Here is a 15,099-nt window from a genome sequence, read left to right as displayed (position 1 = left end):
ATACGGTCACACATTAATTCATGTGGGGCGCCTCTATCTGTCGATTACAACTCTTGACCCGACGTATCAGATATATTTTCTTTCTTCTGGAAGATGGGTTCGTATGCCCCTCCGTGTAGATACCGTTCCGCCTGTGACGTGAGCTTGTATCGTCCGCGATCAACCCTTGAGACGAAGCCGTGTTTCTCTAACGTCCGAAGACGCCGGTTGACCTCATCTCGGCTCCGGTGAATATTCCGTGAGATAATCGACGGGGAGAGTACGAGCTGTGTCGAGTGGAATACCTGGAGAATTTCGTCGTCCATCGGCGTCATCCACTCGTCGGACTTCCGAACCGATTGTGGATTACGAAAGAGAAGGGAATCCCACTGATTGGTTCGTAAATCGTTGTGGAGAGGGCTGTACAACCCCCAAATGATCAGCAGTCCGGCGAAGATATGGATCAGATGCGTTAGATGCGGTGCGACGGCGTTCACGATAGGTGAAACCGCTACGTAGAGAAGAAGTCCCGCAAGCATCACGACGACGAACCGCTGGTGTTGGTGGACGAAATGCTGTTCGGAGAGGAGATACAACAAGCCAGCTCCCGCGGCGACACCAGTGACGATGTTGTAGAGACCGAGTATATCAATCACGTTCGAGATCCCCCCGTTGTCGCTTGGAGGCGGTTTCGATGACGAATCACTAACCCGACGAAGATCACGACGACGGTGTTCAGGAGCGCTTGGTACAACCGAGACTCAGCGAGTCGTGGCTCCACACTCAGCAAGAAGACGTGATGGAGGGTGAATATCGAAAATACGACTACGAGGACGATGATTGCCGTTCCAAACGTGGATTCGCGAAAGACGTCCCAAGTGAGGATAGCCATTGTTCCGGCAACCGACCCGACGATGAGAGCGAACAGAGCCGTCGTGACGTAACCGAACTCCCCGAACATACCTCGTTCTCTCCGGAGAAACTATATGTATGTTTGGGAGTATCTAACACTATGGAGTCGCCGATGCGCTCAAACGCCGTACCGGAGGGCGTTATTTCTAGGATATTCTGGCGTTCGGCCTGGCACCCGCTGGCAACGATCGGCGGTATCTGGGTGTTCGGTTTCGCGCTGGGGAACGCGTTCATGATCCCCGGCTCGTTCGTTCTCGGGCGAGACGGTCTCGGTACTGCGGCACTATTTTCGGTCGGAGGGGTGCTAATGGGGTTGCTCACGTGGGGAGCGTCGGTCGGATACGTCAACCACGTCACGGAAGGGATTGAGTCGCGGTTCGAGCAGGCCTGTCGGGAGGCCTTCGACCTTGACGATGGCGAACCGACCCACGTGACCAGTGTCGAATCGCGGACTGGTCTTGCACCGGCGGACACCTACCGGTTTACTAGCATCCGATCCAACGGAGAGACTATGGAACTGTTCAGGGCGGAGTTCGACACGGAAGTATACTCGATGAGTACGTATCCATCGGTCTATATTCCGTGCGACCGATTCGATGACATCGAGAACGAAATCGAGACGCTTTCGCTCAAGATCGACAATATGCTCTGGACCGTTCCACGCTCACGCACAGCGTGACGACGGATGGAAGCATACGACACGGATAAGAACGCCGGCTCATTCGGTGAATGTGTCCGGTTTGCCAGCTCCGAACCAGAGCGCAACTGCGAGCAATGTGACAATAGTCTGGCCGACGACGTACGGGGTGGGTCTAACCAGCGCGAGCAGGTCTCCAATCGTCTCGACGTGGTGATAGTCAGTCACGACCGGCCAGAACAGAAACAGTAGAGTCTCCTCGGGGACGAACAGGTAATCAATGAGGTCCGCAGCGAGGTGTGATCCATATCCGAGCGCGTACGCCGCGCCGACCTCCCACTGGTCTCTGTGTTTCGTGACGTAGAGGACGATCAGGACGACGAGTGCCGCAGTAAACACCGAGTGTGCGACCGACCGACTCGGGAGCGATGGAAGTACAAACGCGAGTGGTTTGTCGACGATATCCGGGAGCAACGCACCCCCGAACAGGGCAATAATCGGGGCATCGTCACTTCGGTCAGTAGAATCACCAGAAATGCCTCGGTAAACGAGATACGCGACTGCAGCGTGGACCCAAAAGAGCACACTCAACAATACTGCCCAAGCTATTTAATCGTTCAAGGACTGCGACACCGTCAGCGTCATATGCCATCGATTTCGGAGCGAATAGTCTCTCGCTCGAAGTAGAGGATTTCCAGTCCTAGGAGGACGACCGTCACAACAAGAACCACACTAAAAACGGCGGGTTCCATCACGGCAAGGTGATACGCTAACGAAGGGAAGAACAGTACTGCACCAACCCCGCCGACGACGGGGAGGATACCTGTGCGAAGGCCCTCTCGATGCCGGAACGCGAGGAAACTCATCAACCCAAAGACGGTGATGAACGCAAGCGACGCGAACGACGTGATTCCTTGAAGACTACCGTAGGCGGTGAACGCGGCTGTTATCAAGCCCAAGACGAGAAGTGTTCGCGTAGGAGCACCGTCGGCATCGGTGTCTCCGATCCGATCGGGAAGTAGGTCGTCTTCAAGCATTCCCGTCGCAAAGTGGGCCGCCGAGAACAGCGTGGCGTTGATCGCGCTCCCAGTCGAGAACAGCGCCGCCACGGAAATGAGGATGAACCCCATTTGCCCCATGAACGGTTCGGCCGCGATGGCGAGTGACACCTCGGGGTTCGCGGCGATCGTTTCGGGCTGAAGCAGACCCGTCGTGACGACTGCCACGAGGACGTACAGCCCGAGGGACGCGGGGATTGAAAGATAGATTGCCTGCGGGATGGTCGTCCGAGCGTTTCGAAGACTCCCCTCGTCGTAAAAGAGTAGCTGCCAGCCCTGAAAGGCGACGAACGAGAGGGCAGCGGACATGAGTAACCCGCCCGTCGCGACGGAGGAGAACCCGGTCGTCAGCTGTTCTGTCCGCGCTCCAAAATAGAACCCCCACACACCAAAAATGAGGAGAATCCCGGCCTTTGCCGCGACGAGGAGCACCTCGGTCACGCCACTCGCTCGGGCACCAAGGACGTTCAGCAGTACAAACCCCAGGACGCTGAGAACCGACACAACGGGACGGAGTGGAATCCCGAGTACGGTTTCGACGCCGAGGAGTTTCGTCGCGAAACTACCGAATGCGAACGCGTACATACCCATCGACCCGATATAGCCGAACAGAAGCGTCCAACCGACCATCCCAGCGACCGTCGTCGACTCACCGAACTCCTGTAAAAAACTGACCGAACCGCCGGATACATCGCCAAGCCGCTGGAGACGAACGTACGAGTAGCCAGCGCAGAACGCGACGACACCGCCGCCGGTAAACGCGAGCCACGCAGCAGGCCCCGACATTTCTGCAACCACGCCAAGTACGGCGAAGATTCCACCACCAATCATACCACCGAGCGCAATCGAGACTGTACCGAGAAGGCCCAACTTCTCGCTCATCGTCTCTCCGTTGGGGTGCCATCTTTAGACTTCTTGTCGTTACGAATCCAAACCACCACAGTCTGGGAGTAGAAATCGTTTGCTTTGATGCTCAGGTTCCGAAGAGCGAGTAGAACCACGTTTCAGTGTCCGGATGGAGACCGTTATGGACTGCCCGGATCGCCGCAGCGACTGACACTGCGAAGACAGCGTGAAGAAGATGCGTCGGAACCCAGCCGACCACTACTGTACTTGCCCCGAGGACGGCAGCGCAGAGCGCCCCAACGCCGATTCTGAAAAAGAACGGCCGCTGAATCACCAGCACGGTGTCCCCGTAGAGCAGGATGTAACAAAGGAACGCAAGCCCACCAGCGACGACTGCCGAGAGTAACGAAAAGAGGAGCGCAGTCATCGGGATTTTCCCCCAGAATACCCAAGTCGCGGGTGAATGTACCCGAGTGCGCCGAGTACGACTACGACACCGAGGAGAGCTCCGGTTTCCACTGCAGCGAGCAGGCTATGCGGAAGCGGCGTGAGCATCCCGAGATGGGCGATCCCGAACAGCAGCCCAACGAGCGGTACTCCAACGAGAAGGAGACCATATATTCCCTCGTACTGGTGCCAGATAGCGGGCGTTTTACTCACCGTGTACGCGGTGCTCGCGAGAATGGTACCCGTTACGAGAAGTTCGCTGAGGGACGTGAGCATACGGCTACCCTCTCCAGCCAGCCACAAGTCAATTACTCCTCACCTGAGGTGTCCCATTCCTGGATTCCAAATTCTGCTAGGGTTGTGACGCCGGTCTCCAAAAAATAATACACGATATATCCCACAGATGTAGCCACAATCGCATTAGGGGAGGAGACCCTAGATGTAGGCCACCAAGACAATGGACAGATCAGATTACGTGATCCTCTCGGTTATCGGCGTAGTCACCGTCCTCATAGGTGTCGTAACGACTAACCAACCACTCGGGCGATTCTTCGTGGAGAGCACCCGCCAAGCTGCGACGACGACCGCCGCGATGGCCTGGATTACCTGGTGGGCACTCGTGATCGGCTTCGCCATCGCCGGCGGCGTCGAGGCGTGGGTCTCGACCCAACAAATTTCGGAGCTACTCGAAGGCCACGGCCCACGAGAGATTGGACTCGCCACGTTCTTCGGGTTCGTCTCCTCGTCGTGCTCGTACTCGGCCATCGCCACCGCGAAAAACCTCTACAAGAAGGGCGCGTCCGCGGCAGCGGCACTGGCCGCGTTCCAGTTCGCCTCGACGAATCTCGTCATCGAGATCGGGATCGTCATCTGGCTGCTGCTCGGCTGGGAGTTCCTGCTCGCCGACGTGATCGGTGGCCTGCTCCTCATCGGCCTGATGTCGGTCGGCTTCGTCTACCTCGTACCCGACGAGATTCTCGACGAAGCACGCAAGAACGTCACCGATGAGGAGGGTATTACCGTACAGGATCCCGTCTGTGGGATGGAGGTCGACCCCGAGGAGACCGACCACTCCATCGAGCATGATGGGCAGACGTACTACTTCTGTTCGCAATCCTGCAAGGACAGCTTCGACCCGAAGGAAGCGAATACCTCGATTCGGGAGAAAGCGACGTCCTGGTCGGGGTGGAAGGGGCTCGCTGACAAACAGTGGAAGGAGTGGGCGATGCTCTGGGATGAAATCGCTATCGGCTTCATCTTCGCTGGGCTCATCGCGGGCTTCATCCCCGAGTCCGTCTGGACGAGCGTCTTCTCCGGCGCCGTGTTCGGCTTGCCGGTGTACGTCCTCTGGACGGCCGCGCTCGGTGCGATCATCGGCGTCGTCACCTTCGTTTGCTCGGTCGGCAACGTCCCGTTCGGGACCGTCCTCTGGACCCGCGGACTTCCCTTCGGGTCGGTTCTCTCGTACATCTTCGCGGATCTCATCGTCCCACCCATCATGAAGGCCTACGACGAGTACTACGGGACGACGTTCGCGGCGGTACTCAGTCTGATGATCTTCATCAGCGCCGTTATCGTCGGGTTCGTGGTTCACTTCCTGTTCCTAGGGTTGGGACTCATCCCGTCGCGGGCCTCTGCCCAAATCGCCGAGGTATCCATCGAGCTCAACTACAAGCTGGTGTTGAACGTCCTCGCGACTGCGTTCTTTGCGTTCCTCTACTGGCTCCATAACCAAGATTCGGTCGCCGGCGGGGAACGCGGTGGCGAAGAGTACGCGGCTACGACGGACTGACGGGCCGTCCACCTGCTCACGTACTTTACAATAACGATTTCGTCGATCGATAATTCGACGACTCGGTCAAGGAACATCTACGATTTCGGGCTATTGGTCCCTGACCTCCCGTCCACCTCGCGAACACAGTTTCGATACGAACACCATTCATTCCAGATCGCCCTCACCGAAGTCACGGGTCTTTGAAATCGTCACTGCTACTACGAGATTCAGCAACGAGATCGCGCCACTGCTCCCATCGAGGGATAAACATCGGTACCTTACGCTGATAAGTGCGGTAGTCATCACCGAATGTATCGACCATATCATGCTCTTCCCTCCGTGCAAGCCACGTAAAAATCACAACGACGAGCGGAAATAGAGCGACAGAGAAGATCGTCGGCCAGTGAATGATGCCCTCGCCGAACAGGGCGATGAACAGGCCGGTGTATTGTGGGTGACGGACGTACCTGTAAAGCCCGTCTGTGACCAGTCGGTCGTCCTGCCGGGCATGATAGACTTGTCGCCATCCCTGAGCAAACAGGCCGATGCCGACAAACGCCACAGCGTAGCCGAGGAGCATTGATACGAACATACCCGTCTCGCCAAACCCGATCAGTGTGGACCAGAGATTGGTACTGACGTACTCGCGATCCAGACCGAAAAACCGGACCAGCAGATAGATCGTCAGTGGAAACCCATACATCTCCGCATATAATGCAATGATGAACGCCTGTACCACTCCTGCGCCGACCCACTCCCGCCAGCTATCAGGAGCGAAGTACCGATAGAAGAACCAAGAAACTACGACAATGAAGATAATCGCGAGGCCCCAAGCACCGGGATTCGTAATAGTGGGATCTATTGATGACACGCTTACTTACCCGAGTAGATATCGAGTCCATGGATACCGTTCGACGAGCGGCACTCCGCCGACCTCATACTGTTCGATATACGCATCGAGACCGAGGATCCGTCCCGCTCCGAACGCGGCGACTGAGAGGAAAACGAGCATGTACGCGAAATCCCCGTTGATGTAGCCATGTGCGACATCCCAGTTGCCGAAATAGAACATGAGCATCATAAATGCCCCCCAGAACGCAGCGAGTCGAGTGAGGGCACCGAACAACAACCCGAGCCCGATAAGCAGCTCTCCCCACGGTACTGCGACGTTCACGAAGTCGACGAACCACGGCGTGTTCCCCATCGCTACGAACAGATCAGCAAGTGGGCTCCCGCGGTTCGGAACGGCCCCGGTGAGATATCCACCGGCACTAAAACTCCCCGAGAGGACCTTGTCGAGACCACTCTGGAAGAACGCCAGTCCCATCATCAACCGAAGCCCGAAAATAAACCAGACACTCAACGTGTGTAGTCGACCGCTTGCGGTGAATCCCCCAATTGTACTTTCTAATTGAACTTCTTGAGATCCCATATCGTGTGCCTATTCCCGGCAAAGGGTTATAAAATCGCGGTGGGATCTCGCCAGACCGGAATAGAGCGCCCTTTTCGGGGTGATCTCCCCGATACCGTCATACCGGCTGAATAGTATCGTATTCCCAAGCGTCTGTGACGGCGGCATACGTCTGCTTGATTACAGCCGGGTTGGAGAAAATCCGAGCAGCCACCCGTGGATGCCGCAAGAAGCGACGGAGAACCGCCCGTGGGGATCGATCGATGTCTTCAATGTCGATTCCAGACACCACTTGGACGGCATCACCGAGAACGGTCATCTGACGAGTCTCGACGAGGTGCCGCATAATTCGGGCGAGCAGGTACTCTCCTTTCATCATCCGATAGAGTCGGTCTGGATACTCCTGTAGACTTCCCTCCGCCGTCAACTTGGCTGCGAGATACGACGACTGAATTGCTTGCGAGATCCCTTTCCCGGTCAGCCGATTCGCGATTCCAGCCGCATCCCCGACGCGAACGACGGGCCACTCAGGTAGATAGGTCAGCGCAGGATCGAGACTCGGTCCTTCGGGAATGATAGCAATATTCGTCTGACTCCGAGATGGCATCGGCCAGCCGTTTCGTTCGCATGCCGCCACAAATTCGGCCATGTAATCGGCTGGGCGTTCGCTCTCGGTCCACCCGATGCCGACGTTGGCCCGCTCGGGCGATTTCGAGAACGCCCACGCGTACCCGGTATAGCCCTCAAGAATGATCTGGCTATTCGGGTAGAGATCCGAAAAGTCGCCCTCCACGTCAGCGTTAATGGCGATCATCCGACCCGCGTACTCGTCCGTTCTCCCTCGAATCTTGCTGGTGATCGACGGTTGGCCAGTCGCGTCAACCAAGAGGTCGTATTCGTCGGCCAACGTCCGGAACTTCGCCTTCGTGATCTGGTGGTTCTCGTGAATCGAAACGCCCTTTTCAGCGAGGCGTTCGGCCCATCGCCGTTCGACGACGTTTCTGTCAGTGATGTACGTATCGGAGGCCGGGAACGTTCCCTCTCCGGTGCGCTGTCTTCGGGATGCCGTTCCGTCGTAGATCTCTACACGTAACTCCGGAAGAGCATTGACGAACCCATTCGTTGGCGTCGAACTGAGTGGAATCTTAGAGACGGCCGTCATCGCTTCCCCGCAGTTGACTCGTTTGTCATCGTACGACTGGCGTTCAAAAAGGTCTACTTCGAACCCTCGCTTGGAAAAGCCTTCAGCAGCGGCGAGGCCGCCGACTGCCCCACCGATTACTGCCACGCTTTGGATTCGCGGGGACGGTTCTGACGGCGGCTGTGAGCGAAGGGAGAAACCCTCAGATCGTAAAGATAATGCATTCAACATTATTTGTCACTTTGGTTGCTACTTGCTACTCCACGGTAAGCAATCGGCGGAGCACCAGATGAAGGATTCCGCCATTTTCGACGTATCGAACGGCTGCGGGCGTCCCGACCTGTGCCGTAACCGGGAATTCGACGGTTGAACCATCGGTACGTTCTGCAACGACTGTGAGATTGTCGTTCACGTCTAGGCCGTCGTCGAGCCCGTGAATCGCGATTCGTTCCGAACCGTCGAGGCCGAGCGACTCCCACGAGTCACCGTCGGCGAACTGGAGTGGGAGGACACCCATGCCGACGAGGTTGTCACGAAAGATACGCTCGTAGCTCTCGGCGATGGTCGCTCGAACGCCCAGGAGGTCAGTCCCCTTTGCGGCCCAGTCGCGGCTCGACCCGGTGCCGAGTTCCTCGCCGGCGAACACGACCAGCGGCGTGTCGTCCTCGCGATAGCGGCGGCTCGCTTCGAAGACGGTCGTCTGTTCTTCCGTTGGCTGGTGAATCGTGTAACCACCCTCGACGTCGTCGAGCATCTCGTTCTCGATACGGACGTTGGCGAAGGTGCCGCGCATCATTACCTCGTGGTTGCCCCGGCGAGCGCCGTACGTGTTGAACTCGTGGGGTTCGATGCCCTGTTCGACGAGCCACTCCCCGGCCGGCTGCTCGCGAGAAAACGGTCCCGCTGGACTGATGTGGTCGGTCGTAACCGTGTCACCGAGCAACATGAGCGTCCGAGCGTCCTCGATATCCGCGACGCCCGGTTGCTCCAGCGGGAAATCCTTGAAAAAGGGCGGTTCGCGGATGTACGTCGAAGAATCGTCCCACCCGTAGACATCACCGGTGGGTGCATCGAGCGCTTCCCAGCGCTCGTCCCCCTCGAACACCTCCGCGTACTTCTCCTCGAACATCGACGAGTCGACGCTGTCGTGAACCGCCGCGTGGATCTCGTCGGCGTCAGGCCAGATATCCGAGAGATACACCGGATTGCCGTTGTCATCTGTTCCGAGCGGGTCACGTTCGAGGTCGATATCCATCCGACCAGCAAGGCCGTAGGCGACCACGAGCGGCGGACTGGCGAGATAGTTCGCTCGCACTTTCGGATGGATGCGTGCCTCAAAGTTGCGATTGCCCGAGAGAATGCTCGTCGTCCAGAGGTCCTCGGCATCGATTGCGCGCTCGATGGGCTCGGGGAGCGGCCCGGCGTTGCCGATACAGGTCGTACAGCCGTAGCCGACGACGTTGTAGCCGAGGTCCTCGAGGTACGGGAGCAGTCCCGACGCTTCGAGATATTCGGTGACCACGCGACTGCCCGGGGCCAGACTCGTCTTGACGTACGCAGGGACGTCGAGCCCACGCTCAACAGCGTTGCGAGCGAGGAGGCCCGCCGCGAGCATCACGGACGGATTCGAGGTGTTCGTACAACTGGTGATGGCGCTCACCACGACGCTTCCGTGGCCGATTTCGGTCGTCTCACCGTTCACATCGACTTCGACTCGTTTGGTGAGGTCGCCAACATCCGGTCCCGGAAGGTCGGGGTCAGGTCGATCGGTGTCGGGCGCACTGCTTTCACCGAGCCATCGGGTGAGTGCGTCCTCGTCGACCTCGTCGAGTTCGTCCTCGAATTCGCCGTGGACCAGCCCCCTGAAGTGCGTCTTCATGTCGTCCATCGGGACGCGATCCTGGGGCCGCTTCGGTCCTGCGAGACTCGGCGTGATCGTCGAGAGGTCGAGTTCGACCGTTTCGGTGTACTCGGGGTTCTGTTCACCGAACAGTCCCTGTGCGTCGAGATATTCACGAACGAGGTCGATGTGCTCCTCGTCACGGCCCGTGAGTTCGAGGTAGTCGAGTGTCGCCTCGTCGACGGGGAACATACTGATGGTCGAGCCCTGTTCGGGTGCCATGTTCGCGATGGTCGCCCGATCCGGAACAGTCAGGTTCGACACGCCCGGGCCGAAGAACTCGACGAACCGATCGACGACACCGACCTCGCGAAGCTGTTCAGTGACGTGAAGTACGAGGTCGGTCGCAGTCGCCCCTTCGGGGAGTTCGCCGGTGAGGCGGACGCCGACGACCTCGGGCAGTTTCATCGTGATGGGCTGGCCGAGCATGGCGGCTTCGGCTTCGATGCCGCCGACGCCCCAGCCGACGACGCCGATGCCGCCGATCATCGGCGTGTGACTGTCCGTGCCGACGAGCGTATCCGGGAGCAGCCAGTCGTCCCCACCTTGTTCGCGGGCGTGAACGACCTGTCCGAGGTATTCGAGATTGACCTGGTGGACGATTCCCGTTCCCGGTGGGACGACGCGGAAGTCGTCGAAGGCCTGCTGCGCCCATTTCAGCGCTCGATACCGCTCGCCGTTGCGCTCGTACTCCAGTTCGACGTTCTTCTCGTAGGCGTCCTCGGAGCCGAAATAGTCGACCTGGACGCTGTGGTCGATCACGAGGTCAATTGGAATCTCTGGCTCGACGATCGCGGGGTCCTTGCCTTTCCGGTCAACCGCTGATCGGAGCGCTGCGAGGTCGACGACGGCAGGGACACCAGTGAGGTCCTGGAGGACGACTCGTGAGGGAGTGAACGGGAGTTCGACGTCCGGGACGTCGGGCTGCCACGACGCGACGTGCCGAACGTCGTCGGCGGTGATGGTGTCACCGTCGACGTTCCGGAGGACAGATTCAAGGAGCACTCGGATGCTGACTGGAAGCCGATCCAGTTCGCAAAGGCCCGCTTCCTCGAGAGCGGTGAGGTCCGCCATCCGATAAGACGACCCACCGAACTCGAATTGACGAACAGCGTCAAATGGGTTAGGGTTTGACATGGATTATGATATGGTGAGGGATGGCTTAATCGTGGTCCCGTCAGGAGGTAGGTGCATACGCTCTATACACCCCGAATGGTAAGAACCGGCACGTCCGAGCTTCGGAGAACTCGTTCAGTTACGCTCCCGATGAGCTGTCGTGTAAGGCCAGACCGTCCATGTGTGCCCATCACGACGATATCGATCCCATGTTGATTGCAGTATTCCTCTATTGCCTGATGAGGAACGCCGTGTGTGATCTCAGCAGCGACTGAGATACCGTCGGCAGCTGTCCGGGACTGGACATCTTCGACGACAGTCTCTCCGTTTTGCTCCAGTACTTGTTGCAGTTCGTCCCACGTCCATCCCGGACGAGACGCGTAGGCACCTCTGTCCACTACGTAGAGGGCATGGAGCGTCGCATCGTACGTCCGAGCCAAATCAAGAGCGTGCGTGACTGCCTCTCGTGCGGGCTTACTCCCGTCAGTTGGGACGAGAATATTCTCAAAGCCTCCCTGAATCTCGGATTCTGATAGCGCCTCCGTCAGCTTCGATTTGACACTGAGGACGGGGATATCGACAGTACGTACGATTCGGGTCGTTACACTGCCGAGCAGGACTCGGTCGAGACCAGTGTGTCCTCTGGTTCCCATACAGACGAGGTCGATCCCGGTATCAGTGATGTAGGACGCGATCTCGCGTGCTGGAATGCCACGGCGAACCTCAGTCATCGCATCGAGGCCATGTTCTGCAGCTCGAGTTGCGATCTGCTGGGTGGCGGCATCGCCAGCCTCATACCATGTGTCCGGGAGTGTCTCCAGATCGGTTTCCAGCGCGGTCAGATCCAGCTTTCGTTCGATCGGCGAACTATCGACGACGTGGAGCGCGTGGACGGTTGCGTCGTATCGACGAGCGAGATCAAGTCCGTACTGGATTGCCGGCTCGACGTTTTCGCTGCCATCGGTTGGGATGAGAATATCTGTGTACATGGTTTGATTCTCCGAGTTACCGTGCGAGGGTATTGTACAGCCAGGCGAGAGCATACGCAAGGGCGAAGCTGATCACCGCTGCTTCGACCATGCCAGCTACCGTTCCGACGACGGTCGGCTCGAAGAACAGGTGCCACTGCTCCATCGCCTCGACAGCTCCCTCGTAGACGCCGATCGCTCCGAAGACACCGAGGAGGAGCATCACGATGGCAGAGACGACTGCTGCTGCGCCCGCCAGGGCCAGCGCATTGAGGCGCATCACACTGGTCGTGGATTCCGGATCGTACGTGTCCTGATGAGTGGTCGTCGTGCTCATAACTAGAGATACGCTCCCCTCATTCAATCGGGTTTCTCTTACAATTCGAAAGGGAGAGTCACTCTGGAGACATGGCACGGGAATATGGTGGGAGAAACAGCAGTACAACGCTCATCTTGGTTAGACTTCTATGTCAAAAGAACGAACAACAGCCAGCGAACCGAATCAGTGACGCGCAGCCACTATTGAGCGCGAACGCAGTTCTCGCGGGGTTGACCACAGCTAATAGCCATAGGTACTTTTGAATCCAAGAATTACTCCGTCGAAACACCACCGTTTCCTAAGCGCAATTAACAAAGTAGATGGCTGTGATAGTCTATATATGCAAGCCGCCCTCGTCGACGGAATTCTCGAGTCGCTACGGATCGGCGTCGGCTTCCTCTGGACAGCAGCTTGGGCCATCATCATGGGGCTCGTCATCACGAGTCTCGTCCAGGTCTACGTCTCCAAAGAGCGAATGGCACAGGTGCTCGGAGAGGGAAACCTGAGTGGTCTCACGAAGGCAACAGTGTTCGGCGCTGCGAGCAGTGGGTGTAGCTTCGGTGCGGTCGCCATCGGGAAGGGGCTGTTCAAGAAGGGAGCGCACACGGTGAATTTCCTCGCATTCATGTTCGCCTCGACGAACCTCATCGTCGAGCTCGGGCTGATGATCCTCATCCTGCTTGGCTGGGAGTTTCTGGTTGCAGAACTCCTCGGAGGCGTCATCCTCATCGCCGTCATGGCACTCCTCGTCCATCTGACCCTCCCGGAGAATCTCTTTGAGGAGGTTCGACAGGAACTGAACCGGCACGATCAGGAACATGGCGTCACCGAGGATCCGACGTGTGGAATGGAGGGCAAAGACGAGTACTCGATCACGACCGATGGCGGCGAGACGTTGAAGTTCTGTTCGGAAGGATGCATGGAGACTTATCAACAGGAGGCCGCTAGCAGCGGCGGGTGGCGCGACGAACTCCTTTCGTGGGGTGGCTGGTACAAGATCGGGAACCAGTACCGCAAAGAATGGTCGATGATCTGGAAAGATGTCATCGCGGGTTTTCTCATCTCGGGATTCGTCATCGTGTTCGTCCCCCAGTGGGTCTGGAACACCCTGTTCATCCAGGGCGACGGGCTGCTCGTGAGCGCCGAGAACGCGATTATGGGTGTCACCATCGCCGTCATCAGCTTCGTCGGCAGCATGGGTAACGTCCCGTTCGCCGTCGCCCTCTGGGGCGGCGGAATCAGCTTCGCGGGCGTCATCGCGTTCGTCTATGCCGACCTCATCACCGTCCCCGTCCTGAACGTCTACCGGAAGTACTACGGCTGGAAAGTGATGCTGTACATCCTCGGCATCTTCTTCGTGACCATGGCCTTCACGGGCTTTCTTATGGAAGAACTGTTCGACGCGCTGGGTATCGTTCCGGATCTGGCCGGCGGGCAGACGGCATCCGAACAGACGTACTTCGAATTCAACTACACCTTCTACCTCAACATCATCGCGTTTGCACTCACAGGATTTCTCCTCTACGTCTACCGGAGAGGCCTCGGCGCGCCCGGTCCGTACCGCGACCCCGTCTGTGGGATGCGAACCGACGACAGCGGGCCGAGTCTCACCCACGACGGTGAGACGTACTACTTCTGCTCGAACGCCTGCAAGCGATCATTCGAGAAGCACCCATCCGAATTTGCACATCAGCACCCGCAAGTCTCAGGATCTGGAGGTTCCCAGAGCCATGAGCATCACTAGGCGCTCTGAGACACCAAATGTGTGTTTCAATCGTGCGTGGACTCCGTGCGGATGATACCCGCTACGTTATCCATCTGTGCTGAAACATGTGCGCTCTCGCCTGCGACGTGCGTAATTAGATCATCCAAGGTGATCATGCCGACGACGCTCTCGTCTTCAATGACCGGAACGTGTCGAGCACCAGCATCGTTCATTTGTCTGAGCACTTTTGGGATCTCAGCATCTGCTGATACGGTGAGAGGGTCACGCGTCATTATGTCATTAGCTCGTATGTTGTCTCCGCTCGTCTCGGCAGCGAGCACACTGAACTCACTCTCCTCGGTGAGTAGGTCGGCGATCAGGTCCCGGTCAGTGATGATCCCGGCGAGCTGATCGGCCTCTTCCACCACTACATACCTCGCACACCGCGATTGGGAGATCATCGTGTGCGCGATCTCGGCGACCGTGGCATCGGGGGCGACACGGGCAACCGACTCATCTGCGATTCGCCCGATATCCATCCGGAGGTCCGTGGGCCTAGTTCCCATACTAGCCGGTACGATTCATACCGGGAAATATCTTAGTATTGGCAGGTCACCGTGGATGCCTCACGTCCGGTCGCTATCCGCCAGTTGATAGCTCTGTCATCCCTGTACACATAAGGAACAGGGACGAACTACGGCCCACCGAAGCGTGTACAGTACGGGAAGCATACCGGCCGCGACAACCAGTGTCACTACGAAACCGACTTGTAAGATAATTATCTGTGCCAGTTGAAAAGTGCCTCTCAATAAGTCCGCCAAGACCAATCACAACTGCTACAGCAATGTCTCGCCAACTGTCACTCATGAACGGATGCCACGACACA

Annotated in this window: 16 protein-coding genes; 3 read left to right on the top strand and 13 right to left on the bottom strand. The window is 57.8% G+C overall.

Annotated elements, in window-relative coordinates; translation table 11 throughout:
- Positions 1-44 precede the first annotated feature (44 nt).
- Both RJT50_RS17055 and RJT50_RS17050 read right to left on the bottom strand, forming a co-directional pair.
- On the bottom strand, positions 45-635 hold the full coding sequence (locus RJT50_RS17055) for a hypothetical protein (protein ID WP_313696115.1): 591 nt from the start codon (positions 633-635) through the stop codon (positions 45-47).
- Complete coding sequence (locus tag RJT50_RS17050) at positions 632-940, bottom strand: hypothetical protein (protein WP_313696114.1); 309 nt, start codon at positions 938-940, stop codon at positions 632-634. Before RJT50_RS17050 ends, RJT50_RS17055 begins: the two co-directional genes overlap by 4 nt.
- A gap of 51 nt (positions 941-991) precedes the next feature.
- On the opposite strand from RJT50_RS17050, the gene RJT50_RS17045 reads away from it, so the two are divergent.
- Positions 992-1,570, top strand: coding sequence for a hypothetical protein (locus tag RJT50_RS17045; protein WP_310902008.1), 579 nt, complete (start codon positions 992-994; stop codon positions 1,568-1,570).
- Between the two features lie 39 nt (positions 1,571-1,609).
- On the opposite strand, the gene RJT50_RS17040 is transcribed toward RJT50_RS17045, so the two are convergent.
- The 4 genes from RJT50_RS17040 to RJT50_RS17025 form a co-directional block, all read right to left on the bottom strand.
- On the bottom strand, positions 1,610-2,113 hold the full coding sequence (locus tag RJT50_RS17040; protein WP_313696113.1) for a metal-dependent hydrolase: 504 nt from the start codon (positions 2,111-2,113) through the stop codon (positions 1,610-1,612).
- Positions 2,114-2,169: 56 nt separating this feature from the next.
- The gene (locus tag RJT50_RS17035) at positions 2,170-3,468 is read right to left on the bottom strand and encodes an APC family permease (protein ID WP_313696112.1); all 1,299 of its coding nucleotides are present in this window, start codon (positions 3,466-3,468) and stop codon (positions 2,170-2,172) included.
- Positions 3,469-3,559: 91 nt separating this feature from the next.
- Positions 3,560-3,859, bottom strand: a complete 300-nt coding sequence (locus RJT50_RS17030) for a hypothetical protein (RefSeq protein WP_310930757.1) — start codon at positions 3,857-3,859, stop codon at positions 3,560-3,562.
- Entirely contained in the window at positions 3,856-4,155 is a 300-nt protein-coding gene (locus RJT50_RS17025; protein ID WP_313696111.1) for a hypothetical protein, read from the bottom strand. The genes RJT50_RS17030 and RJT50_RS17025 overlap by 4 nt, the downstream gene beginning before the upstream one ends.
- Positions 4,156-4,336: 181 nt before the next feature.
- Between RJT50_RS17025 and RJT50_RS17020 the strand changes: the two genes are divergently transcribed.
- Positions 4,337-5,671: a permease gene (locus RJT50_RS17020; RefSeq protein ID WP_313696110.1), complete on the top strand. Its 1,335-nt coding sequence runs from the start codon at positions 4,337-4,339 to the stop codon at positions 5,669-5,671.
- A 172-nt stretch (positions 5,672-5,843) separates the two neighbouring features.
- On the opposite strand, the gene RJT50_RS17015 is transcribed toward RJT50_RS17020, so the two are convergent.
- The 6 genes from RJT50_RS17015 to RJT50_RS16990 all read right to left on the bottom strand — a co-directional run bounded on the left by RJT50_RS17015 (position 5,844) and on the right by RJT50_RS16990 (position 12,526).
- Positions 5,844-6,515 (bottom strand): methyltransferase family protein, encoded by a 672-nt coding sequence (locus RJT50_RS17015; protein WP_313696146.1) that lies wholly within the window; start codon positions 6,513-6,515, stop codon positions 5,844-5,846.
- A 15-nt stretch (positions 6,516-6,530) separates the two neighbouring features.
- Positions 6,531-7,085: a DoxX family membrane protein gene (locus tag RJT50_RS17010; RefSeq protein ID WP_313696109.1), complete on the bottom strand. Its 555-nt coding sequence runs from the start codon at positions 7,083-7,085 to the stop codon at positions 6,531-6,533.
- Between the two features lie 97 nt (positions 7,086-7,182).
- Positions 7,183-8,352, bottom strand: coding sequence for an NAD(P)/FAD-dependent oxidoreductase (locus RJT50_RS17005; protein WP_310930762.1), 1,170 nt, complete (start codon positions 8,350-8,352; stop codon positions 7,183-7,185).
- A 109-nt stretch (positions 8,353-8,461) separates the two neighbouring features.
- Positions 8,462-11,242, bottom strand: a complete 2,781-nt coding sequence (gene acnA, locus RJT50_RS17000) for an aconitate hydratase AcnA (protein WP_313696108.1) — start codon at positions 11,240-11,242, stop codon at positions 8,462-8,464.
- Between the two features lie 62 nt (positions 11,243-11,304).
- A complete protein-coding gene (locus RJT50_RS16995) occupies positions 11,305-12,210 on the bottom strand; it encodes a universal stress protein (RefSeq protein WP_313696107.1) in 906 nt (301 codons plus the stop codon).
- Between the two features lie 16 nt (positions 12,211-12,226).
- Positions 12,227-12,526 (bottom strand): hypothetical protein, encoded by a 300-nt coding sequence (locus RJT50_RS16990; RefSeq protein WP_310897842.1) that lies wholly within the window; start codon positions 12,524-12,526, stop codon positions 12,227-12,229.
- Between the two features lie 322 nt (positions 12,527-12,848).
- On the opposite strand from RJT50_RS16990, the gene RJT50_RS16985 reads away from it, so the two are divergent.
- Complete coding sequence (locus RJT50_RS16985; RefSeq protein WP_313696106.1) at positions 12,849-14,252, top strand: permease; 1,404 nt, start codon at positions 12,849-12,851, stop codon at positions 14,250-14,252.
- Positions 14,253-14,278: 26 nt separating this feature from the next.
- Here the strand turns inward: RJT50_RS16985 and RJT50_RS16980 are convergent, their stop codons facing one another.
- Complete coding sequence (locus RJT50_RS16980) at positions 14,279-14,779, bottom strand: CBS domain-containing protein (protein WP_310930773.1); 501 nt, start codon at positions 14,777-14,779, stop codon at positions 14,279-14,281.
- Between the last annotated feature and the right edge of the window lie 320 nt (positions 14,780-15,099).

Origin of the sequence: Halobaculum sp. XH14, assembly GCF_032116555.1 — an archaeon.
Classification (GTDB): domain Archaea; phylum Halobacteriota; class Halobacteria; order Halobacteriales; family Haloferacaceae; genus Halorarum; species Halorarum halobium.
The sequence above is the reverse complement of the archived record's forward strand: the minus strand, read 5'-3'. Positions and strand labels throughout refer to the sequence as shown.

Bases quoted from the DNA above. Each gene is read 5' to 3' on its own strand.
- RJT50_RS17010 (WP_313696109.1), bottom strand. From the start codon at position 7,085: ATGGGATCTCAAGAAGTTCAATTAGAAAGTACAATTGGGGGATTCACC.
- RJT50_RS16995 (WP_313696107.1), bottom strand. From the start codon at position 12,210: ATGTACACAGATATTCTCATCCCAACCGATGGCAGCGAAAACGTCGAG.
- RJT50_RS16980 (WP_310930773.1), bottom strand. From the start codon at position 14,779: ATGGGAACTAGGCCCACGGACCTCCGGATGGATATCGGGCGAATCGCA.
- RJT50_RS17030 (WP_310930757.1), bottom strand. From the start codon at position 3,859: ATGACTGCGCTCCTCTTTTCGTTACTCTCGGCAGTCGTCGCTGGTGGG.
- RJT50_RS17025 (WP_313696111.1), bottom strand. From the start codon at position 4,155: ATGCTCACGTCCCTCAGCGAACTTCTCGTAACGGGTACCATTCTCGCG.
- acnA (WP_313696108.1), bottom strand. From the start codon at position 11,242: ATGTCAAACCCTAACCCATTTGACGCTGTTCGTCAATTCGAGTTCGGT.
- RJT50_RS17020 (WP_313696110.1), top strand. From the start codon at position 4,337: ATGGACAGATCAGATTACGTGATCCTCTCGGTTATCGGCGTAGTCACC.
- RJT50_RS16985 (WP_313696106.1), top strand. From the start codon at position 12,849: ATGCAAGCCGCCCTCGTCGACGGAATTCTCGAGTCGCTACGGATCGGC.
- RJT50_RS16990 (WP_310897842.1), bottom strand. From the start codon at position 12,526: ATGAGCACGACGACCACTCATCAGGACACGTACGATCCGGAATCCACG.
- RJT50_RS17035 (WP_313696112.1), bottom strand. From the start codon at position 3,468: ATGAGCGAGAAGTTGGGCCTTCTCGGTACAGTCTCGATTGCGCTCGGT.
- RJT50_RS17050 (WP_313696114.1), bottom strand. From the start codon at position 940: ATGTTCGGGGAGTTCGGTTACGTCACGACGGCTCTGTTCGCTCTCATC.
- RJT50_RS17045 (WP_310902008.1), top strand. From the start codon at position 992: ATGGAGTCGCCGATGCGCTCAAACGCCGTACCGGAGGGCGTTATTTCT.